Consider the following 21719-nt stretch of genomic DNA (forward strand, 5'->3'; position numbering starts at 1 on the left):
CATGAGCCAGGAGCAAAAAGCGATGCAACGTAAAGGTATTATTTTGGCAGGAGGCAGCGGTACGCGCTTGCATCCAATTACACGCGGTGTTTCAAAGCAGCTACTGCCTATTTATGACAAGCCGATGATTTACTATCCCATTTCGGTACTTATGTTGGCCGGGATTCGGGAAATCCTGATTATCTCTACGCCTGAAGATCTTCCTCAATACGAAAACCTGCTGGGCGATGGCAGCGCGTTCGGCGTACGTTTTGAGTACGCGGTGCAGCCAAGCCCGGATGGCCTGGCGCAAGCGTTTTTGATCGGTGAAGATTTTATTGGTGATGCACCCGTCTGTTTGGTGCTGGGCGATAATATCTTTCACGGGCAGCACTTTTCGGACCAGTTGAAACGGGCTTCTGCGCAGCAAAGCGGCGCCACGGTGTTTGGCTATTTAGTAAAAGACCCCGAGCGCTTTGGCGTGGTCGAGTTTAATGATGATGGCAAGGCGGTTTCCATTGAAGAAAAGCCTGCTACGCCGAAGTCGCCCTATGCCGTTACCGGCCTCTACTTCTACGACAATGATGTGGTGGACATTGCCCGACAGGTGAAACCTTCAGAGCGCGGCGAACTGGAAATTACCAGCATCAATAACGCGTATCTTGAGCGTGGCGACCTACGTGTTGAGCGCCTAGGGCGCGGCTTTGCATGGCTGGATACCGGCACCCACGATAGCTTGCTGGAAGCCAGCCAGTACGTACAAACCATTGAGCACCGCCAAGGGTTGAAGGTAGCCTGCCTGGAAGAAATTGCCTGGCTGCAGGGCTGGCTGAGTGATGCTCAACTGTGTGAGAGCGCGAATGCACTGTCTAAAACCGGCTATGGTCAGTACCTGTTGACGCGGCTGGATGCCAAAGGGAGCCTGTAATGCAGATTGAAGAGACCTCGCTGCCCGGCGTGGTGGCATTAACGCCCAAGGTATTTGGCGACGAACGCGGCTTCTTTATGGAAAGCTTTAATCAGAAGGCGTTTGAAGAGGCCACGGGCTGCACGCGTGAATTTGTGCAGGATAACCACTCGCGCTCCCGTCAGGGGGTACTGCGTGGCATCCATTACCAGTTAGAGCAGCCACAAGGTAAGTTGGTACGCGTGGTGCAAGGCTCTGTGTGGGATGTAGCGGTCGATTTGCGTAAACACTCGGCTCACTTTGGCCAGTGGGTAGGCGTTGAGCTTTCTGCTGAAAACAGCCGCCAGCTGTGGGTGCCAGAAGGCTTTGGTCATGCGTTTGTAGTGCTTTCCGAAACGGCTGATTTTTTGTACAAGACTACGGATTATTACCATCCAGCATCTGAGCGCTGTATCCGCTTTGATGACCCGGAACTGGCGATCCAGTGGCCCACTTTGCCGGTAGAGTTTGCACTGTCAGAGAAAGACCAGGCAGGCAGCGCATTCACCGCCGCTGAGGTTTACCCGCAGTAACGCGGTTGCTCGCTTTTTGTTGCTTGTCATTGCCCGCCATGGCTCTTGAGCCTTGGTGGGCAGTTTTTTCTTGCCGTTATGGCTAAGTTTGCTTTGTCTTGTTTTACGTTTGTTTTGTTTCGCTATACGGTGTAAGTCCAATCACATCGGTAGAGTGTTTTATGGCACTTGATACGCTAGGCACACCTCTTTCTACGCTTGTTCATCGCGCTGGGGCAAGCGGTATGTGCGCTGGTGTGACCACCATTAGTGGATATTTCGCTCATGCAGATCAGGCGGACCTGCTGGAATTTATCAAGCAAATGCTCCGCTGGCCCCATGAAGTACGCCTTGTTCATGGCGACACCCCAGCCAAACAAACGCTCAAAACCGCGATTGAAGCAATGGCGGATCAGCACGGTAAACCGATCCGCGTCACGCTACCGGTCAATCAGCCCTGACGACCCGTGCAGAAGCCCGAGCCTCTGGGGGGGGATTCAACCCTATCGCTGGCTAAAGCTTGCTCTTGGCATTGAACGTGCCATTTCAGTGACGACGGGGCGGTTATGCTACTATTTGTGGCTTCCTGTACTGGTTAGGTTTTCCCGTTATGCTGAGTTCTCCACTGCCTGGCGCTGATCCGTTGCGCACGTTTACAAGTGCTGCTGTATTTTTAATGGGTGCGCTGGCGCTTGTGGTGCCTACGGGTTACTCGGTCGGGGCGGCGTTGTTGTTGCTGGCGAGTGCGACGCTACTGTTCAAGCGCGCTCCTTATTCGCTTGGCGCCTCGGACCGTTGGGTGATCCTGGCGTTAGCGCTCTATGGCTGTGTGGTGGGTGGTCTTTCAGTGGTTGATTTGGGGAGCAGCGGGTTTGATATACCCATGCGCTTTTTATTAGCGATACCCGTATTGCTCTTGATAGTACGTTTTCCTCCGCGGCAGGCGTGCCTTTGGGCGGGTATGGCGGTAGGTGCTGGGGGCGCGGGTAGCTGGGCGTTATGGCAGAAATCCGTGATTGGCGTTGAGCGCGCAGGGGGATATCTCCACGTTATTCAGTTTGGCAACTTGAGTATGCTAATGGGCGTGTTGTGCTTGGCGGGGCTGGGCTGGGCAATGGTACAGCGTTATCGTTCGATGTGGGTGACCATGCTATTGGCAGGTGCATTGCTTGGCATGTTGGGATCACTGCTTTCGGGAAGCCGTGGCGGGTGGATTGGCTTGCCGGTGGTGGGCTATGTGCTATATCGCGGCTATGGGCGTCAACTGAGTATGAGTATCAAGCTGGCGGCCGTCGGGGCGTTATTGGCGATTGCCGTCACCATGTACGCGTTGCCTCAAACGGGTGTGCAGCAGCGTGTTCATGCGGGAATAAACGATGTTCACCAGTATGTGTCGGGGACGGAGCGCGATACATCGCTTGGCCTGCGTTTTGAAATGTGGCGCGGGGCGTCATCACTGATTCGTGAGCGCCCCTTGCTTGGGTGGGGGGAGTCCGGTTACCAGGCAGAAATGGTGCGCTTGGGTCAGCAGGGCGATATCACGATGGCCGCCACGCAGTTTGGCCACGCCCACAATGAATTTGTTGATGCTTTTGCCAAGCGCGGCATGGTAGGGCTATTTGTGTTGCTCTTTTTATACCTGGTGCCCATGCGAATGTTTGCATCCGGTTTGCAGCATCCACATCTTGAGGTAAGAGCCTTGGCGCTGGCGGGTACGTTGTTGCCGGTCGCGTACATTGACTTCGGGCTGTCTCAGACGTTTTTATCCCATAACAGCGGGGCCATGTTTTATGCCTTCTGGCTTGCCGTGTTATGGGGGAGCTACCGTGCTTATGCCAAGGCATTTACTGAACAGGCGCGCTCGACGAACGACGCCATCGCTTCGAGAATTTGATCAACGTCGGGGATGCGCCCATCCTGGTTAAATAAACACGTATGCTGTGGCTCGTACCTGGGCCAATAGCGGTAAGGCAGCGTCGAATAAAAAATGCCTAAGGTGGGCGTGTGCGTGGCCAGTGCCAGGTTTCTTACGCCCGTATCGCCACAAACAAGTAAATCTGCTTGGGCCATGGTGTGCGTAAGCTCCTCCAGGGGAAGTTTGTGCTGGATCGTAATGTTGGCGTGCTGCGAGGCCTCGGCGAGCAGGAAATCCCCTTTTTCACTCTCGTTGGCCCCTTCCAGCAAAATATGCTGATAATCAGGAAACTGTGAGGCAGTGCGTAACATAAGCGCCTTCCATACGTCCTGTGGAACAGATTTATTGGTTCCAGACGCGAAGGGGAAATAGTAGATAGCGCGAGCGCTCTCGCTTGGGGAGTGAGCGGGCAGCGCAAAATCGAGCGGGTACGAGGGCTGGTTGCCGAATACGCTTAAGAAGTCGAGTAAGACCTCGGCTTCGTAATGGTAGTTTGAGCGGGGCAGAGTAACATCATACAGCCATCGGTTGTACCAAGGGCGATATGGAAACCCCATTTTTAAATGCGCACTGCTCAATAGCGTGAGTGCCCTTGAGCGTGAGGTATCCGCAAGATCAAACACAATATCGAACTTACCAAGCGTTTTAAGCGATGTGTACTGTTCTTTAATGCCGGTTGATGTGTCATGGATGAAAATGTCATCGACCAGGTCTTCAGGCACGGCATAGCGATATTTGCTGGTGGTTGCCAGCGTCACGTGCGCGTGGGGGAAGGTCTTTTTTAATTCAACCAGAAAGGGGCGGGCCGCCATATAGTCGCCAAAAGCACATTGGCGTATCACTAAAACACGCTCGATATCCTCGTGGCGTGTTTGGTTGGTCCACTGTAGTGATTTCTTCTTGAAATAACCTGATTTATCTTTCCATATCTTCATACTGCCGAGCCCGATAATAACGATTAAAACGACACTGCCGGTGAGACATACAGGGCAGTTGAGTAGGTGGCTCATAGTGAGTGTTCACGATGGGCGCGTTTACCAGCCCCCTTGGCCTTCCAGCAAGCTACGCATGTTATTATCCAGCTTTACTTGAAAGTCTGCACTGCCCAATACCATGGCATCGCTTGAACGTACTACGCGTGTGCTTACGTAGAGATAATCCTGCCCTTGGGCATAGGTGCCCATCAAAATAGAGCGTGCATTATATTGTGAGCTTAAGCTCTGCACCTCGCGAGAAAGAATCAACTCGCCCACTTTCTCTTCAATAAACATACTGTGACGCATTTTGACTTCACGCACCTGCATACCCTGCTGCGCAAGGGCTGAGGCCATGATTTCCGAACTGATACGCCCAAACGTGGAGGATTGCGTGAGGTTGTCGATGTTGACAAAGGTCGCGGCAATCATGGGGTTGTAGCGCGTGATCTCTGGGTTGCCAGCCACCATCTGTTGAGCGGCTTTATGCGCCAGCTCAGAAAGGTCGGGCTCTGGCGGGCGCGGCTTGCTGTTAGCACTGTTCGTGGCACAGCCCGCTATGAAAAGCAGCAAAAGGCCCATCAATAGCAGGCGGCTAGTCGCTAGAAACGTGTGCGGATGCGATGATGTCGACGGTATGAAATGCATGGCGTTACCAGGTACCTGTTACCGGGATAGAGGGGACAGCCGGTGCTTGCGGAACGCGATGCGGCGCATATTGGCGGCGGTCGCCTGCATTGATGTAATAGATATTCGATGAGGAGTAAAGAATACGCTCATCGTCGGTTATCTGAATGGTGATAATAACCTCTTCATTGCCTGTAGAGGTCCAGCTACCGCTAACGGCGTCGGCAGCAATCCCGGCGGGTATTAATCCAAGCGCGGGTTCTGCCCAGTGGTTATACGGAATAGTCGCGACCGCAATGCCTGCTGTTAGGGCTGTAAAGGTACCGACTGGCGGGCGAATAAAGCCCCGGTCTCGGTGTTCAACTACTTCCACGCCGATATGGACGTCAGCGGTGTTGGCCGTTGGCAGCGTAGTGAGGTTGGCGCCACGCGAAACGAGCTCGCTGGTCAGTAGCGTGCGGAAACCGCGTTCAAATTCGCCGCCGCTATACGTGCTCAGGCTTTGGTGGTCAGGCTCGGTAATATATAAATCCCGAAAACGCACGCGCTCACGCTGTAGAATGCGGTTGGTTTCATAGCGCGCCAGTACTTCCCAGTGATGAGCGGCCTGCATGCGTTGCTGCTCAGTATAGGGGTAGGTGGTGGCGATGGGGGCCTGCGAGGTGTTGGCATAGAAGCAGCCGCTTAGCAGTAAGCTTGCAAACCCTGCACAGGCAATACGGAATAATGGGGGCGTTAGTAAATGGCTTAAGCAGCTCTGCACCAGAGGTTCCTTATCGTGTCATAGGGTCTTTGATAGACTTGTCTAGTTTTACCATGCTTGGTAACCATCGGCCACGGGATTGAAAACTTGAATGAGCGATAACACGCATGCTTGAAGACCATCGCGGCGGCTCGCGCCATGATACGCTAATGTCCGCCTATCCTGCCGATGAAAGTGGTAGCGGATGGATGATTAGCTACATCGATATTATGACGCTGCTGGTGGCGCTATTTGTCATTATTGTGGCGGCAGCGGGTGCCAAGGCACCTGAACTGTTTCAAGCATCCTCAGAAGAGGCGGCTCAAACGTCAGATCTTACACTTAACATACCGCTTCCAGAGCCAATAGAAGATGCACGGCAACAGCGCACTATTGAAGCGTGGCGGCGAGGGCTGGACCCTTACGCGCTGAGCGCGGCACTTGGCGTTGCCGGGTTGCCCAATCGTATTGCTGAACCTGAGGCTACACCCGAAGCGCCGCCGCCACTGCTGGCACTTGCCCCGGTGGAGGTTTTACCGCCTGAAGAGGTTGCTGAACCGTTAGCGTGGATGCCTCCTGTAGAGCTGCCTACGCTGTTAATGCGCACGGATGATGAGGCATTAGCGACGCCCTTGGCTGACTATATGGTGCTACTGACAGACCACCCTCCGGTTAACGTTCAGGAAGTATCCATGGATGCGATCAATAGTGCCCAGGTACTTCAGGCCTCCCTGGTCGAGCGTGTTGATGTCTCCCCCTATTTGCCCGACCTGGAAGGTGTTGAGGTTTCCCGGGTGGCGGAGGGGATTAGTTTACGCGTTCAGGATCAACTGCTGTTCCCTTCCGCTGAGGCACAGCTCACCAGTGGAGGAAGCTCACTGGTCGGCAGCCTGCTGGAAACCATTCAGCGATACGAAGGGGAGGTATGGGTAGAGGGCCACTCAGACAGCCAGAGTATTAGCACCGAGGAGTTTTCTTCAAACTGGGCACTCTCCAGTGCACGGGCCATTGCCATTGTCGAAGCACTAGAAGCGGAAGGCGTCGCGCCTGAGCGCCTAAGAGCGGTTGGGCTCGCCGCTACTCAGCCACTTGAAGATAACAGTACGCCAGAAGGTCGGTCACGCAATCGACGCGTCGAAGTCGTCATTCATATTGAGTAAAAAAGCCCGCCGGGGTGGGCGGGCAAAAGAGCTTGGCTCGAAGTAGCTCGCTAGCCTCAGGGGAGGGGGGGGAATTGCTAGCGAGTACAATTTAAGTATAGTTGTAGTGTAGGTTTTTCCAAGCGTTTAAAGTCGGCTTAAACGTTTTGACAAGGCTCACGTTTTTATAATCTTGCATGAATTGGTTTTCTTAATATTTGCCCAGCCCAAAAGGCCTGATAAGCATTGTGGGAGCAGGCTTCAGCCAGCGATGGGGGTGGTTCAACCCCGGGAGGCCTCCGGCCTCCTTCGCCGATGTGTCGGACCACCAGTGGAACTGGGCTCCCACAATGTTTACCTGGCCTCCAGAATTAATAAATTGGTTTTCTTAATATTTGCCCAGCCCAAAAGGCCTGATAAGCATTGTGGGAGCAGGCTTCAGCCAGCGATGGGGTTGTTTCAACCCCGGGAGGCCTCCGGCCTCCTTCGCCCAGTGGAACTGAGCTCCCACAATATATGCCAAGCTCCGAGGCTTAATGAACTGGCCCCCCCCGCAATGCTCGCCCACCCCCGGAAGCTTGATAAACACTGTGGGAGCAGGCTTTAGCCAGCGAATGGGGCTTGTGTGATTGTTAGTGGTATTGCGGGAGGGCTGCTTGCGCTTCTTCGCCGTTTTGATCTACACGAAAGTGGGCAACTTTCTGGCGCAGCTGAGTACTAAGCTGCGCTAACGTTTGGGTGGTATGGGTGCTCTGTTGCACCAGCCCGGCGTTTTGTTGGGTCATCTGGTCCATCTGGGTCACGGCCAGGTTGACCTGCTCAATGCCGCTGCTCTGCTCACTGGTGGCGGCGGATATCTCCTGTACCAGCGTACTGAGCTGTTGGATATCGGTGACCACGCTATTGATAATGTCACCGGTATTGCGGACTTGCTGGCTGCCTTCGGCGACTTTAGCGCCGGAGTTTTCAATCAGCTTTTTGATTTCCTGAGCGGCCGATGCTGAACGGCTGGCAAGCTGACGTACCTCATTGGCGACCACTGCAAAGCCACGACCCTGTTCACCTGCGCGTGCTGCTTCCACCGAGGCATTCAGTGCCAAAATGTTGGTCTGAAACGCGATGGCATCAATGGTGTTCACGATACTGCTCATTTCCGCCGAGCTTTCATTAATCGTGGCCATGGTACTGACCACCGTGGTCATCGCGTCGCTGCCGCGCTGGGCATTATTCGCCGTGTTCGTGGCCAATTGGCGGGCATGCTCGGCATGGTCAGCATTCTGTTTTACAGTGGCGGTGAGCTCTTCCATGCTGGAGGCTGTTTCGGCAAGGGAGGCAGCCTGCTGTTCGGTGCGGGTTGAAAGCTCTTCGTTAACGCCCACAATTTGCTCAACGCCACTGTTGACCTGGTCGGCACCGTGATGAATATCGCCAATCGTTCCGGCTAACGTCTGCCGCATACGATTAATATCATAAAGCAGGCTTGCTTGGTCACGGCTGGAAAGCTGGGTACTACGGGTAAGGTCGCCATCCGCAATATAACGCACCACCGTTGCCGCATAACGCGGGTCGCCGCCCAGGCGGCGAGAAACATCACGAATCACCCAGCCCATCAGCAGAGTGACCGGTAAGCCGATGATTAACAGCATGATGACGGAATGCAGCAAGTTGGCAATGAATGCTTCGTTAATATCATCCACATAAACGCCGGTTGCCAGTGACCACTGCCATTCAGGCAGGTAGGCCACATAGCTGATTTTAGGTAGCTGCTCGTCGCCATTGGCACGGCGAGCATGGTAGCCAACGTGGCCGCCTCCCGCTTGCGCTGTGCGAAGCAATTCAGGGTACAGCAACATGCCGCCGGCATCTTCATAGCGGCTCATATCATCGCCAGGTGTTCGGCTAGGGTGGGAGATGACAATTAAATCGTCATTGAAAGAGAAAATATATTCATCAGCGCCAAAGCTCACACTGGACATATTATCGATAGCGCGTTGTTGCGCTTCTTCAAGACTCAGTTCGCCAGTGGCGACCCTTTCTTGTAACACTTCAATCTGGTTATGCACGCTTTCGACGATGTACTGAATGCTGTCACGGCGTTCGCTTTCGATCGTTTGGCGGTTCTCCCAGGCAAGCCAGCCCACCAGCAGCAGCATGGTGATCCAAATAATGCCCAGCGTTCTCCAGAGTTTTTGTGTTGTTGTTATTTGCATTAATATTTTCCTATCACAGCTAAGTAAGTAACGAATACATCCTATACCTATATCGGCCTAACGCTCTGTTACTTAAGGCGAACTACATAAAACTCGTTAGAAGGGCGTTGAAAATTCGCTATAAGCGCGCTGAAAAGGTGGCGGCATACAATCAAAAACGCCCCCGTGGCCAAAGCCAAGAGGGCGCTTTTCTGCTGCTAGCCTGGTTTAAAAATCGCTATCGTCGTGTGTGGAGCGTGATGCTGATGAGCGTGATGGGAGAGGGGTTAAGGTCGACTGGCGATCCACTCGGAAGTGAGACACACGCTCGCGCAGTTGGGCGCTAAGCTGCGCAAGCATCTGGGTCGCGTGATTGCTCTCTTGCACCAGCCCGGCATTTTGTTGGGTCATCTGGTCCATCTGGGTCACGGCCAGGTTGACCTGTTCAATGCCGCTGCTCTGTTCACTGGTGGCTGCGGATATTTCCTGTACCAGCGTACTGAGCTGTTGGATATCGGTGACCACACTATTGATAATGTCACCGGTATTGCGGACTTGCTGGCTGCCTTCGGTGACTTGAGCGCCGGAGTTTTCAATCAGCTTTTTGATTTCCTGAGCGGCCGATGCCGAACGGCTGGCAAGCTGACGTACCTCATTGGCGACCACCGCAAATCCACGGCCCTGTTCACCTGCACGTGCCGCTTCCACCGAGGCATTCAGTGCCAAAATATTGGTTTGAAACGCGATAGCATCAATGGTGTTCACGATACTGCTCATTTCTGCCGAGCTTTCGTTAATCGTGGCCATGGTACTGACTACCGTGGCCATTGCATCACTGCCGCGCTGCGCATTATTCGCCGTGTTTGTAGCCAGTTTGCGGGCATGCTCGGCATGGTCAGCATTCTGTTTCACAGTGGCCGTGAGCTCTTCCATGCTGGAGGCTGTTTCGGCAAGGGAGGCTGCCTGCTGTTCGGTACGCGTTGAAAGCTCTTCGTTAACGCCCACAATTTGCTCAACACCACTGTTGACCTGGTCGGCACCGTGATCGATATTGCCAATCGTTTCGGCCAATGATTCCCGCATACGATTAATATCATAAAGCAGGCTCGCTTGGTCACGGCTGGAAAGCTGGGTACTACGGGTAAGGTCTCCATCCGCAATATAACGCACCACCGTTGCCGCGTAGCGCGGGTCGCCGCCCAAGCGGCGAGAAACATCACGAATGACCCAGCCCATCAGCACCGCAACAGGAATGCCAATAATTAGCAGCGCAATCAGGGAGCGAATGATACTGCTAACAAAAGCAGTTCTAATATCATCTACATACACACCTGCGCCAAAGGCCCAGTTCCATTCGGGAATATAGGCAAAATAACTGATTTTAGGGAACTGTTCGTCACCGGAGATTCGGCGCGAAAAGTAATCAACGTGTCCACCCCCTGAGCGTGCAGCATCAAGAAACGCGGCGTACAAATGCATGCCTTGTGTGTCTTGGTAACCACTCATGTCCTCGCCAAGCGGTCGATTTGGATGTGATACGATCTTTAGTTGGTCGTCAAAGGCAAACAGATACTCCCCTTCAGCGAAGCTGGCGTTTGCCAGGCTGTCAATTCCGCGTTGCTGCGCTTCGGCGAGTGTGAGCTCGCCGCTGGCTACCTTGCCTTGAAGGGCATCTAGCTGTGAGTGAAGGCTTTCTACGACGCTTTGAATAGTGTTACGACGTTCCTGCTCAATGGTTTGACGAGTCTCCCAGGTTAGCCAGCCAACCAGCGTTAGCATGGCGAGGCAAATAATTCCCAGGATGCTCCAGAGTTTTTGATTCGTGGTTAATCGTGTCATGGTGTTCTTGTCATAGCCTTTCAAATAATGATTGAAGCTTGTATATCGGCCGAATTGGCGATGTGTTTAAGAGAAAGGCCGTTTAATTTTTCAAGAGGGAGGCAAAAACGAAATGCCTGCGGTGCAGGCATTTTTAAAACAGTACCTTAGCTATTTTTATTAAGAAAAATTAATGCGTTATTGTGTTTCTGGCGCCGGGCTACCCATCAGCTCGAGCAGCTGTGCTTCCTCCGGCATTCCTTGAATGCGGTCAATGCGCACAACGCCACTGGCTACTTCACGCTGAAAAGCGCTGGTGGGCGTTGCGTAAAGTCCTAATGCGTCAAACAGCTGGTTATTCGTGTATACCTGCTCTTCAATATCACGGGGCTGTGCGCTGGCTGTTATTGCTTCCCCCTCTTCATGACGCTTGAGGGCGGCGCTTGGGTCATCAGCGGCCAGCAGCGTGGCGGCTTTGGCAGGGCTATCAGGCGCTAAAATCCCCACCATGATATGGCGTAACTGTACCTCGCCAGCCTCCACCCACGGGCGGGTTTTCTTCCAAAATGCCTGACAGTAGGGGCAGTTGGCATCCGTGAAGGTATATATGACCCTGGGGGCTTCGGTGCTGCCATCCTGTATCCAGTGACTATCTTCGAGTAGTTGCCATGTTTCGGCTTCCAACACTGCGCGGACATGCTGGTCCAACTGGGCTTCCGTCAGGTTCTCGCCCTGGTGATCCGTTAGCGTGCCGACAATCGCGTGCTCGCCATCGGGTGTTAAATAAATGGCTATTTCCTGGCCTTGGGCGCTCGCACCAAACCCGCTTAGCCCACCTGGCGCGTCAAACTGGCCGTGAATTTCCCAGCCCTGGTCAGCCAATGCCTGCACCGGTGCAGGCAGCGCGTTAGCGTGGCTGATATTGAAGCCTGCTAACAGTATCAAGCCACTGAGCGCGGCAGGCAGCGTGAGCGCAGAGCCTTGGAAGGCAGGAAGTTTAAACGCAAACAATGTAAAGGCAGGGCGTTTTTTAATAGAGTATTTAATAGAGTAGTTTGATGTGCCAAACGTAAGCGGCATTACAACTTCCTTGCGTAAGAACCAGAATAAGGTGACTAACTTATCAGAGCTTGCTCTGGTGGCATACCTTAACCCCCGTGAACGTGTTGATAGAAGAAAAGGCAAACGTAGGTATTGAACCAATGCAGCGTGTGTGTCAAATCGTTACAATGGCGGGCTAGACACTGCTGTTATTGCATCATGGTCCGCGCTTAAACGCTGCTGGCATAATGTTTGGGCGATTGATGAATGAAAACGCGTTTGAGAACAGTCTTGAAAAAAGTCTGAAAAACAGTGAGTGATAACAGGTTATAACATGCTTACTCGTGCGGCTTACAGCACGGACTGACAACAGGTTGACCGCTATGCATTGCCCTTTTTGTGGTGCTAATGATACTCGAGTGAGCGATTCGCGCTTGGTAGCGGATGGTGATCAGGTGCGTCGGCGCCGACAGTGTGCCAGTTGCCAGGAGCGCTTTACTACCTATGAAACGGCAGAGCTTTTGATGCCAAGGGTAGTAAAATCGGATGGCTCGCGCGAAAGCTTTAATGAAGTAAAGCTACGTGACGGAATGTTGCGCGCCTTAGAGAAGCGACCGGTCAGCGCTGAAGCCATTGAAGCGGCGGTTGAGCGTATTCGCCAAACCCTGCGCGCCCGAGGCGATCGTGAAATCAATGCGCGTGATATTGGTGAATCTGTGATGCAGGCATTAAGCAACCTGGATCAGGTGGCGTATATCCGGTTTGCCTCGGTCTATCGTAAGTTCCAGGACATAGACGAGTTTCGCGCTGAAATTGATCGTCTCTCCCAGGCGCCCTCTTTGCCATCGGAGCGTGACAAGGAAGATACGTAATGAGCACCGTTGCCGCGTTTAGTGACGCTGACCACCGCTATATGGCGCGTGCCTTGCAATTAGCCAGGCAAGGGCTTTATACCACTGACCCTAATCCGCGCGTAGGCTGCGTCATTGTACAGCAGCCGCCTGGCCAGCCCGGGCATATTGTGGGGGAGGGGTTTCATGTGCGGGCGGGCGAGCCGCATGCGGAAGTTCATGCGCTCAATGCCGCGGGTGACAAGGCCAAAGGGGCAACGGCTTACGTCACGTTAGAGCCCTGTTTTCATACAGGGCGGACAGGGCCATGTGCGTTGGCGCTTAAAAATGCCCAGGTGGCACGTGTCGTGGTCGCCATGGTCGACCCTAATCCGCAGGTCAGTGGGCAAGGAATTGAGCTACTAAAGGCGGCCGGTATCGATGTGCAAATCGGCTTGTTAGAGCAAGATGCATGGGCGTTAAATCCTGGTTTTATCGCTCGCATGCAGCGTAAACGACCCTTTGTGCGTCTAAAAATGGCCATGAGTTTGGATGGGCGTACAGCGATGGGGTCGGGTGAGTCGCAGTGGATAACGGGCCCTGAAGCGCGCAGCCATGTTCAGCGCCTGCGCGCGCGTTCGAGCGCTATTTTGAGTGGCGTTGACTCGATCATTATGGATGATTCACGGTTGACGCTGCGGGCTGATCAACTGCAAGTAGCTAATGCTGACATCGTGGCGTTACGTCAGCCACTGCGCGTTATTGTGGATACGCGTTTGCGCCTGCCTTTAGCGGCGGCCTGTTTACGTGAGCCTGGCCGTACCTTAATAATGACCACGCCCGCACACTCGCCAGAAAAACGCGCCAAGTTAGCGGCGGCTGGCGCAGAGGTGCATGTGTTTGAGGCGGGGAGCGATGGGCGTCTTCCGCTGGGCGAATTGCTTGGCTGGCTGGCTGAAAACGAACAGGTCAACGAGCTGCTGGTGGAGACAGGTGCTACGCTCGCCGGTGCGCTGCTGGATGCCAGGTTGGTGGATGAGTTGCAGCTTTTTGTGGCACCCACGTTATTGGGGGGTGAGGCAAAACCGCTCTTTGCGCTACCTGGGCTTTCACAAATGGCGGATCAGCGGCGTTTAAGCATTCATGATATACGAGCGATAGGGCGAGATTGGCGTATTATTGCCTCACCAGAGCCCGACTAGCGCAGGCGGCGATAGCAAGGTACTCTGTCGCAATTGATCGTGTCGCAATTAACCGTGTCGCAATTATCCGTATTGCAATTAGTTGTGTTGTAATTCAGTGCTGCTATCGGTTTTTGATGGTTGCCCGCTTATTGTTATCAATGTTGGCGGTACGATGGTTACGTAGTGCGCAGCCCCAGTGTTGCGCGGCATCGCATACGCTGCGAACTCATATTTAGGAGCTTCCATGGTGAATTCTTCCTCGGGGGGCTTAGCCTCTATTGCTGAACTGGTAGACGATATCCGCCAAGGCAAGATGGTCATCCTTATGGATGATGAGGGTCGCGAAAATGAAGGCGATATCATCATGGCGGCCGAAAAAGTGCAGGCCGAGCATATCAACTTTATGGCGCGGTTTGCCCGTGGCCTGATTTGTATGCCGATGACGCGCGAACGGTGCGAGCAGCTTAACCTGCCGTTGATGGTGCGCGACAATGGCTCAGGGTTTGGTACCAAGTTCACGCTCTCTATTGAAGCAACCCAGGGCGTGACCACGGGTATTTCTGCGGCAGACCGGGCGCGGACGGTTCAAGCGGCCTGTGCGCCTTATGCCAAACCGACCGACCTTGTTCAGCCGGGGCACATTTTTCCGTTAATGGCTGAGCCCGGCGGTGTGTTGCGTCGTGCAGGCCATACCGAGGCGGCCTGTGATTTGGCAGCGCTGGCGGGCTGTGACCCCAGCGGTGTCATTTGTGAAGTGATGAACGATGATGGCAGTATGGCGCGCCGCCCAGAGCTTGAGGCGTTTGCCCTACAGCATGGTATCAAAGTCGGTACCATTGCCGACTTGATTCATTACCGTATTATTCATGAGCAAACCGTTGACCATGTTGAAACATCAACGGTAATGACGTCCCAGGGCGAGCTGGCGTTGCATGTTTTTCGTGATCGTATTCAAGGCGCGCATCATTTGGCGCTGGTGAAAGGGCAGCCGACGCCTGAGCAGACCACGACCGTACGCGTTCATTTAGCCGATACGTTGCGTGACGTGCTTGGTTTGGCGAAAGATGATCAGGGGCGCTGGAATGCCCATCGTGCCCTGGAAGAGGTCGCGGGTTCTTCCGCCGGTGTGCTGGTGCTTATTGATGACGGCCGCCCACATCAGGATTTGAAAGACCAGTTGGATGTGTTTTTAGATCGTGTGCGCACCCCGCGCACCAGTGAATCTGATGGCACAGGCAACTATTTAACGATTGGTACTGGCTCGCAAATTCTACGCCATCTAGGGGTAGGTAAGATGCGGCTACTAAGCTCACCGTGGAAATTTTCAGCGCTCTCGGGCTTCGACCTTGAAGTGGTCGAGCTTGTGGGGCCTGATGACATCACGTGTGAGCCAATTTCTCAGCAGGAATAAATTGATGCAATCCCTCTCTCAAGTAGAAGGCACGTTTGTCGACGTCGATGGTCGCTACGTTATTGTGGTTGGCCGGTTCAATCACCATGTGGTTGATAGCCTTGTAGAAGGCGCGATTGATAGTTTGACGCGTCATGGCGTAGACGCCGAAAACATTCACCTTGTTCACGTGCCGGGCGCCTGGGAATTGCCGCTCGCTGTGAAGCGTGTTCTGAAGGTCATGAAACCTGATGCAGTGATTGCGCTGGGCGCGGTTATTCGTGGCGGTACGCCGCACTTTGAGTACGTGGCGGGCGGCTGTAATACGGCTATCAACCATTTGCAGCTGGAGTTTGATACACCGGTTGCCAATGGCGTTTTAACCGTTGAGTCCATCGAGCAGGCAATTGAGCGTGCGGGTACCAAAGCGGGTAATAAAGGAACGGAAGCTGCAATGGCCGCGATGGAGATGGTCTCATTGCTGCGTGCGTTACCGCTAGGAGAGTCACAATGAGCGAGCGCCGTGAGCGTAAGGCCTCTGCTGCCCAGCAGAGCCGCCATGCTGCCCGTGAGCTTACCGTCCAGGGTCTTTACCAGTGGCAGATGACGGGTAAATCAATCACCGCCGTTGAAGCCGAGTTCCGCAGCCAGGTCGCCGATGACGATCTGGAAGATCATGAAAATTGGGTTAAGGTAATGGAGATTGCTGACAAGGCACTCTTTCATGAGCTTTTGCACAATACGGCACGCTATAAGACCGAGCTGGATCGCGAAATATCACCGTTGCTGGATCGCCGTCTGGAAGACCTGGACGCCGTCGAACTGGCTATTCTACGCTTGGGCGCCTATGAGCTTTCTCGCCGTATGGAAGTGCCGTATCGCGTGGTGATTAACGAAGGCGTTGAACTGGCCAAATCCTTTGGCGCAACCGACGGCCATAAATACGTAAATGGTATTCTCGACAAGCTGGCTAACCGCTTGCGAAGTGCCGAGGTCAGCGCCCGCCGCCTGTAACGGCGCGCCGTCTGGTACTGTGGTTAAGGGGCCTTTGTGCTTGCTGAATTTGATTTGATTCGCCGTTATCTGATGCCGTCGCAAGCGCCACTCCCGGCAGATGGTGTCGCACTGGGTGGTGGCGACGACGCTGCCCTGTTAGTGCCTAAAGCGGGTCATCAACTAGCGGTGAGCGTTGATACCTCTGTCGTTGATGTTCACTTCCCGCAGGATGCGCCCGCCTTTACGGTGGGGCATCGCTCGCTCGCCGTCGCATTAAGCGATTTGGCGGCCATGGGGGCAGACCCTCGCTGGTGCTTTATGGCGCTCACGCTTGATCAGCGTACGTTTGCCAATGATCACGCGATTCATGCCTGGCTTGAAGCGTTCGCCAAGGGGTTTCATACGCTTTGTCAGCGCCAAGCCACCACCTTGGCCGGTGGCGATGTTACCTCAGGTGCGCTTACGATTGGCGTTACCGTGATGGGCGAGGCGCCGACGGGGCATGCCTTGACCCGCGCCGGGGCAGCGCCTGGCGATATGATCGCCGTGACTGGCGCCCTGGGCGGCGGGGCGGGTGGGTTAGCTCTTTGGCAGCGTGGCGAGCGTGATCTTCAGCACCCCTTGCTGCGTCGTTATCTCCTGCCTGAACCGCGCTTGGCCGCAGGTGTAGCGCTTCGAGGGCTAGCCTCCGCCGCTATTGATATTTCTGACGGGCTGCTGGCGGACCTTGGTCATCTACGCAAGGCGTCAGGTGTTGGGGCGACGCTCGATATGACATCGCTGCCGCTGGCGGAGGCGCTGGAAAGTAGTCTTGGCCGTGACGCTGCCTGCAACGCTGCGCTCTCGGGGGGGGACGATTATGAACTATTGGTTACTCTGCCGGCTGAGAACGTTGCCAGCGCGCAGCGCGCGCTTGGCAAGCTGGGGCTGCCCTTAACCGTGATTGGCCAATGCAGCGACACGTTGGGTGTAAAAGGGATTGCACCGAACCTGGGGACTGGCTGGCAGCATTTTAATGAGGGGGCGCCATGAACCGTGCACCACCAAGTGTGTGGCGTCGCCCAACGCATTTTTTTGCGTTTGGTTTAGGCAGTGGAACGGTGCCCTGGGCGCCAGGCACCTTTGGCACGCTGGCCGCTATTCCTTTCTACTGGATTATGGCGGACCTGCCCTTGGGCTGGTATTTGGGCATCGTGTTCGTGGCCTTTGTGATTGGCGTTTGGCTCTGTGATAAAACATCACACGATTTAGGGGTGCATGATCATTCCGGCATTGTGTGGGATGAGTTTGTCGGCTACTGGATCACCATGGCTGCCGTTCCCTTCTCCTGGGAGGCGGCGCTGTGGGGGTTTATTGTTTTTCGTATTTTTGATGTGTTTAAGCCTTGGCCTATCCGCTGGGCTGACCGACGAGTGGCTGGTGGCTTTGGCATCATGATTGATGATGTCATGGCCGGGATCTATGCCTGGAGCACCATGCACTTATGGTATTGGTTGCACTAAAACGCAACCGCAGGTGACACTGGGCAACACTCACTTCCTATTCGTGCGGTTGCTCAAGGAGATGGCATGCGCAAGGAACGCTTAATTGTCCCTATTTTGGCCGCATTAGCCATTGTTTGGATGGTGGGGCAACTGCTATCCAGCGTGCTGTTTGAGCGCAGCCTCCGCCAAGCGCTGGAAGACCTGGAGGCACGGGGCGAGTGGCGCGTGTCTCGCGTCGAGCGCAGCCAGGGGTGGTTAAGTTCTCAGGGTCGCCTGCTGCTTTCCCCCTTGCTGGGACGCCCCTGGCAGTTGGAGCTTACTTACCGTGCACGTCACGGTATTTTAAGCACGGACGTTGAAGGTACGTTTCTGCCCCGGCTGGATTCGGCGTTACAGCAGGCGGTAGGGGAGGTGACTGCCACCTCTGCACCACGTTGGAAAGGCCGTTACCACACGCTTAGTGGGCATAGTGAGCTACAGCTGGCGCTGGCGCCGTTTATTATTCAGCAAAGCGGGCGGGAGCTTGAGGTCCGTGGAGGGCGGCTGCGGTTGGAGGGCGTGTTTGGCGATTGGCGATTACGCGTTCGTATGGACCAGTTGGCGCTAACCGATGGCGCGGCACAGTTAACCCTGGGACCGCTGCTGCTTGAAAGCCGTTACACCTATATTGAAGATGCCCACCACTTCGCTCAGCGCGACCATCTGCATGTTGATGCCTTGTCACTTCACTACCCAGCCTATGACGTAAAACTGGCACCGCTGGATATACACAGCTACATGGTGCTGGATGAAAGTGAATTGCGTCTCACTGGCGAACTCATTATGGGCGACGTTATGGTGCCTACGGAGGCACCCGATACGGCGCTGCTTAATGGGCATATTGCCATGGAGCTATCACGCCTTAACGCTGATGCGATACGTCAGGCTATCCGTCGGCTGCGCCAGGAGGCTGCTTGGGGAGATGCCAGCTTGCCGATGGCCGAGGGGTTGTTATCCCGACTTGAACCTGACCTACTGCAAATATTGAGTGACTCTCCGCGATTGGATGTTATCACCGTAGATGTGGATAGCCCGCTGCTGGGGCTTCGCGTTGACGCTGATGGCGCGCTCTTCTTCGATGCTCGAAAGCTGGATCAGCTCAATGTCACTTTGCTTGATAAGCAGGAAGAGCGTGCCCGTTGGCTTGAACGCCTTGACGGCGATTTTATTTGGCATGATGCACCGACGGTAGTTGCCTTATGGCTGGGCTTGCCGTTAGGAACCCGTGAGCTGCAGTTTGACGTGATACGCGGGAAGTGGCGTGTTAACGGTCGTCCCATGCCGGACCTCTGGTCGCAATAGACGGCGCCAAGGGTTGAAGTTTAAGCCTGTTGCCCGCATTCCATAAGCAATGCTAAGCGGTATATCCGCTAGTCACTGTTTACCGGAGGGTATATGAGCGACCAGGAGTACGACCGCGATGACGACAATCTCGGCTGGCTGGGAGAAGATGTCCCGTCATCTGCTGAGACTGACCATATAGGTGAAGAAGAGCATCATCGCTCCGATGGCGAGCGGACAAACTCGTTGGTTCCTGCCAGTGATATGCTGCCTGAACGCATTTATTTACTGCCCATTCATAACCGCCCTTTTTTCCCCGCCCAGGTTCAGCCACTGGTCATTAATCGTGAACGCTGGGAAGAGACCATGCGTCGCGTAGGCAATACGCCTCATAAAACATTGGGCGTTGCCTTTGTGGGCGAGGGCGGTGTGGAGTCGTTGGGTCACGACGATTTTCCCGAGATTGGCACCGCCGTTAAAGTGCATAAACTAAAGGGCGAGGACCAGCAGATTCAGTTTATTGCCCAAGGCGTGCAGCGTTTTCAAATCAAACGCTGGTTGTCTAAAGAGCCGCCGTATCTCGTTGAAGTTACCTATCCCAAAGAGCCTGTTGATGCGGAAAACGAGGAGACGCGTGCGTATGCCATGGCGATTATTAACGGCATCAAAGAGTTGCTGCCGATTAATCCGCTGTATGGCGAAGAGTTAAAGCACTATCTGAACCGCTTTAGCCCTCATCAGCCAGGCCCCCTTACCGATTTTGCCGCCGCGATTACGTCAGCCAAAGGCCCTGAGCTTCAGGATGTGCTGAATACGTTGCCGGTAGAAGAGCGGATGCACAAGGTGCTGCCACTGCTGCGTAAGGAAATTGAAGTCGCGCAACTGCAAAGCGAGATCAGTGAGCAGGTTAATGCGCAAATGCAGGATCGGCAGCGTGAATTCTTCCTGCGCGAGCAGTTAAAGGTCATTCAGCGTGAGCTGGGTATTTCCAAGGATGACCGCGAAAACGACGTTGATACCTTTAAAGGCCGTTTGGAGTCGCTGGTCGTTCCCGAGCGTGTCCAGAGCCGTATCGATGATGAGCTGAATAAGCTAAGCGTGCTGGAAACCGGGTCACCCGAGTACGGTACGACCCGCAACTACCTGGATTGGCTAACGTCATTGCCCTGGGGGGTCACCAGCCAGGATAAGCTTGACCTAAGCCATGCGCGTGAAGTGTTAAACCGCGATCACGATGGTTTGCAGGACGTGAAAGAACGTATTGTCGAGTTCCTCGCGGAAGGCACATTTAAAGGCGATGTAGGCGGTTCCATCGTACTGCTGGTAGGCCCGCCAGGGGTTGGTAAGACGTCTATTGGCCGCTCTATCGCAGAGGCGCTGGGCCGCGAGTTTTATCGTTTTTCTGTCGGCGGAATGCGCGATGAAGCCGAGATTAAGGGCCATCGCCGTACCTATGTGGGCGCCATGCCCGGTAAGCTGGTGCAGGCATTTAAAGAAGTCGAAGTCGAGAACCCGGTGATCATGCTGGATGAAATCGACAAGCTGGGGCAGTCGTTCCAGGGGGACCCCGCCTCAGCGCTGCTTGAGGTGTTAGACCCTGAGCAGAATGTCGACTTCCTGGACCACTATCTGGATGTCCGGATGGACCTTTCCAAGGTGCTGTTTATCTGCACGGCCAACACGCTGGACTCGATCCCCGGCCCGCTTTTGGACCGCATGGAGCAAATTCGCCTTTCAGGTTATATCGCGGAAGAGAAGCAGGCGATTGCCAAGCACCACCTGTGGCCGAAGCTTCTTAAGCGCAATAACATGCCTAAAAAGCGCATCAACTTAACCGAGGCGGCGTTAAAGCAGGTTATTGAAGGCTACGCCCGTGAGGCTGGCGTTCGGCAACTCGAAAAGCAGCTTCACCGTATTGTACGTAAAGCGGCGGTTAAGCTCCTGGAAGAGGAGATCGAAACCGTCAAGATTTCGGTCAATAACCTGGAGGAGTTTTTGGGAGCGCCTCTTTTCCGTAAGGAAAAAGCCCTCAAAGGCGAAGGCGTGGTGACAGGGCTTGCCTGGACATCAATGGGCGGGGCTACCTTGCCCATTGAAGCGGGTAAAGTTCACGCGCTGGACCGGGGATTCAAGCTAACCGGTAAGCTTGGCGATGTCATGAAAGAGTCTGCCAACATTGCCTACAGCTACACCCTGGGCCACCTGCAGGAGTATGGCGCAGATACTGACTTCTTTGATTCAGCGTTTGTTCACCTGCATGTGCCCGAGGGCGCAACACCCAAGGATGGCCCTTCGGCGGGTGTCACCATGACCACCGCGCTACTCTCGCTCGCCAAGCATCAGCCCATTACGCGGCCACTGGCAATGACGGGAGAGCTCACCCTGACCGGTCAGGTGCTTCCTGTTGGCGGCATTCGTGAGAAAGTGATTGCTGCCCGGCGTAGCGACATTTTTGAGGTGATACTGCCCGAGGCCAACCGCCGCGATTACGAAGAGCTCCCTGATTATCTTAAGAAAGGTATGACGGTACACTTCGCTAACCGCTATAAAGACGTGGCTAACGTTGTCTTTAAGAATTGAAACATACGCCAGGGAAGGGCTGAGCGAGGGTAGATGATTTAAAACATATTTTC

20 protein-coding genes are annotated in these 21719 nt (G+C 54.4%); 14 read left to right on the forward strand and 6 right to left on the reverse strand.

Going from position 1 to position 21719, the window contains the following annotated elements:
• The first annotated feature begins 22 nt into the window (after positions 1 to 22).
• The 4 genes from rfbA to ACT3R4_RS05830 all read left to right on the forward strand — a co-directional run bounded on the left by rfbA (position 23) and on the right by ACT3R4_RS05830 (position 3331).
• Positions 23 to 907, forward strand: a complete 885-nt coding sequence (gene rfbA / locus ACT3R4_RS05815; protein WP_441678357.1) for a glucose-1-phosphate thymidylyltransferase RfbA — start codon at positions 23 to 25, stop codon at positions 905 to 907.
• On the forward strand, positions 907 to 1458 hold the full coding sequence (gene rfbC / locus ACT3R4_RS05820; RefSeq protein WP_441678359.1) for a dTDP-4-dehydrorhamnose 3,5-epimerase: 552 nt from the start codon (positions 907 to 909) through the stop codon (positions 1456 to 1458). Before rfbA ends, rfbC begins: the two co-directional genes overlap by 1 nt.
• A gap of 161 nt (positions 1459 to 1619) precedes the next feature.
• Entirely contained in the window at positions 1620 to 1898 is a 279-nt protein-coding gene (locus ACT3R4_RS05825) for an MBL fold metallo-hydrolase RNA specificity domain-containing protein (protein ID WP_441678361.1), read from the forward strand.
• A gap of 149 nt (positions 1899 to 2047) precedes the next feature.
• A complete protein-coding gene (locus ACT3R4_RS05830) occupies positions 2048 to 3331 on the forward strand; it encodes an O-antigen ligase family protein (protein ID WP_441678363.1) in 1284 nt (427 codons plus the stop codon).
• Here ACT3R4_RS05830 and ACT3R4_RS05835 read toward each other — a convergent pair.
• From ACT3R4_RS05835 to ACT3R4_RS05845, 3 genes are read right to left on the reverse strand one after another with little or no spacing between them, the layout of a single operon-like run.
• Positions 3268 to 4362: a glycosyltransferase family 9 protein gene (locus ACT3R4_RS05835; protein ID WP_441678365.1), complete on the reverse strand. Its 1095-nt coding sequence runs from the start codon at positions 4360 to 4362 to the stop codon at positions 3268 to 3270. The two genes, ACT3R4_RS05830 and ACT3R4_RS05835, sit on opposite strands and share 64 nt — an antisense overlap.
• Positions 4363 to 4386: 24 nt before the next feature.
• Positions 4387 to 4974, reverse strand: coding sequence for a FlgO family outer membrane protein (locus ACT3R4_RS05840; RefSeq protein WP_441678367.1), 588 nt, complete (start codon positions 4972 to 4974; stop codon positions 4387 to 4389).
• Between the two features lie 4 nt (positions 4975 to 4978).
• Positions 4979 to 5716: a hypothetical protein gene (locus tag ACT3R4_RS05845; RefSeq protein ID WP_319643864.1), complete on the reverse strand. Its 738-nt coding sequence runs from the start codon at positions 5714 to 5716 to the stop codon at positions 4979 to 4981.
• Positions 5717 to 5823: 107 nt separating this feature from the next.
• Between ACT3R4_RS05845 and ACT3R4_RS05850 the strand changes: the two genes are divergently transcribed.
• The gene (locus tag ACT3R4_RS05850) at positions 5824 to 6855 is read left to right on the forward strand and encodes an OmpA family protein (RefSeq protein WP_441678369.1); all 1032 of its coding nucleotides are present in this window, start codon (positions 5824 to 5826) and stop codon (positions 6853 to 6855) included.
• Positions 6856 to 7466: 611 nt separating this feature from the next.
• On the opposite strand, the gene ACT3R4_RS05855 is transcribed toward ACT3R4_RS05850, so the two are convergent.
• The 3 genes from ACT3R4_RS05855 to dsbG form a co-directional block, all read right to left on the reverse strand.
• Positions 7467 to 9044, reverse strand: a complete 1578-nt coding sequence (locus ACT3R4_RS05855) for a methyl-accepting chemotaxis protein (RefSeq protein WP_441678371.1) — start codon at positions 9042 to 9044, stop codon at positions 7467 to 7469.
• A 207-nt stretch (positions 9045 to 9251) separates the two neighbouring features.
• Complete coding sequence (locus ACT3R4_RS05860) at positions 9252 to 10862, reverse strand: methyl-accepting chemotaxis protein (protein ID WP_441678373.1); 1611 nt, start codon at positions 10860 to 10862, stop codon at positions 9252 to 9254.
• Between the two features lie 177 nt (positions 10863 to 11039).
• Complete coding sequence (gene dsbG / locus ACT3R4_RS05865; protein WP_441678375.1) at positions 11040 to 11921, reverse strand: thiol:disulfide interchange protein DsbG; 882 nt, start codon at positions 11919 to 11921, stop codon at positions 11040 to 11042.
• Between the two features lie 344 nt (positions 11922 to 12265).
• On the opposite strand from dsbG, the gene nrdR reads away from it, so the two are divergent.
• From nrdR to lon, 9 genes are all read left to right on the forward strand, one after another.
• Positions 12266 to 12754, forward strand: coding sequence for a transcriptional regulator NrdR (nrdR, locus tag ACT3R4_RS05870; protein WP_087105677.1), 489 nt, complete (start codon positions 12266 to 12268; stop codon positions 12752 to 12754).
• Positions 12754 to 13914, forward strand: a complete 1161-nt coding sequence (gene ribD, locus ACT3R4_RS05875) for a bifunctional diaminohydroxyphosphoribosylaminopyrimidine deaminase/5-amino-6-(5-phosphoribosylamino)uracil reductase RibD (protein WP_441678377.1) — start codon at positions 12754 to 12756, stop codon at positions 13912 to 13914. Before nrdR ends, ribD begins: the two co-directional genes overlap by 1 nt.
• Positions 13915 to 14140: 226 nt before the next feature.
• Positions 14141 to 15307, forward strand: coding sequence for a bifunctional 3,4-dihydroxy-2-butanone-4-phosphate synthase/GTP cyclohydrolase II (gene ribBA, locus ACT3R4_RS05880; protein WP_441678379.1), 1167 nt, complete (start codon positions 14141 to 14143; stop codon positions 15305 to 15307).
• 4 nt (positions 15308 to 15311) lie between these two features.
• On the forward strand, positions 15312 to 15800 hold the full coding sequence (gene ribH / locus ACT3R4_RS05885; protein ID WP_087105680.1) for a 6,7-dimethyl-8-ribityllumazine synthase: 489 nt from the start codon (positions 15312 to 15314) through the stop codon (positions 15798 to 15800).
• Complete coding sequence (gene nusB / locus ACT3R4_RS05890; RefSeq protein ID WP_087105682.1) at positions 15797 to 16300, forward strand: transcription antitermination factor NusB; 504 nt, start codon at positions 15797 to 15799, stop codon at positions 16298 to 16300. Before ribH ends, nusB begins: the two co-directional genes overlap by 4 nt.
• Positions 16301 to 16336: 36 nt before the next feature.
• Entirely contained in the window at positions 16337 to 17314 is a 978-nt protein-coding gene (gene thiL, locus ACT3R4_RS05895) for a thiamine-phosphate kinase (RefSeq protein WP_193057414.1), read from the forward strand.
• Positions 17311 to 17784, forward strand: coding sequence for a phosphatidylglycerophosphatase A family protein (locus ACT3R4_RS05900; protein WP_193057415.1), 474 nt, complete (start codon positions 17311 to 17313; stop codon positions 17782 to 17784). Before thiL ends, ACT3R4_RS05900 begins: the two co-directional genes overlap by 4 nt.
• A 66-nt stretch (positions 17785 to 17850) precedes the next feature.
• Positions 17851 to 19107 (forward strand): DUF945 family protein, encoded by a 1257-nt coding sequence (locus ACT3R4_RS05905; RefSeq protein ID WP_193055047.1) that lies wholly within the window; start codon positions 17851 to 17853, stop codon positions 19105 to 19107.
• 93 nt (positions 19108 to 19200) lie between these two features.
• Positions 19201 to 21666 carry an endopeptidase La gene (gene lon, locus ACT3R4_RS05910; protein ID WP_193057416.1) on the forward strand — a complete coding sequence of 822 codons (2466 nt, stop codon included), beginning with the start codon at positions 19201 to 19203 and terminating at the stop codon, positions 21664 to 21666.
• Positions 21667 to 21719: the final 53 nt, after the last annotated feature.

The sequence above is a fragment of the Halomonas sp. AOP7-E1-9 genome, assembly GCF_052376035.1.
GTDB classification, from domain to species: Bacteria; Pseudomonadota; Gammaproteobacteria; order Pseudomonadales; family Halomonadaceae; genus Vreelandella; species Vreelandella citrativorans.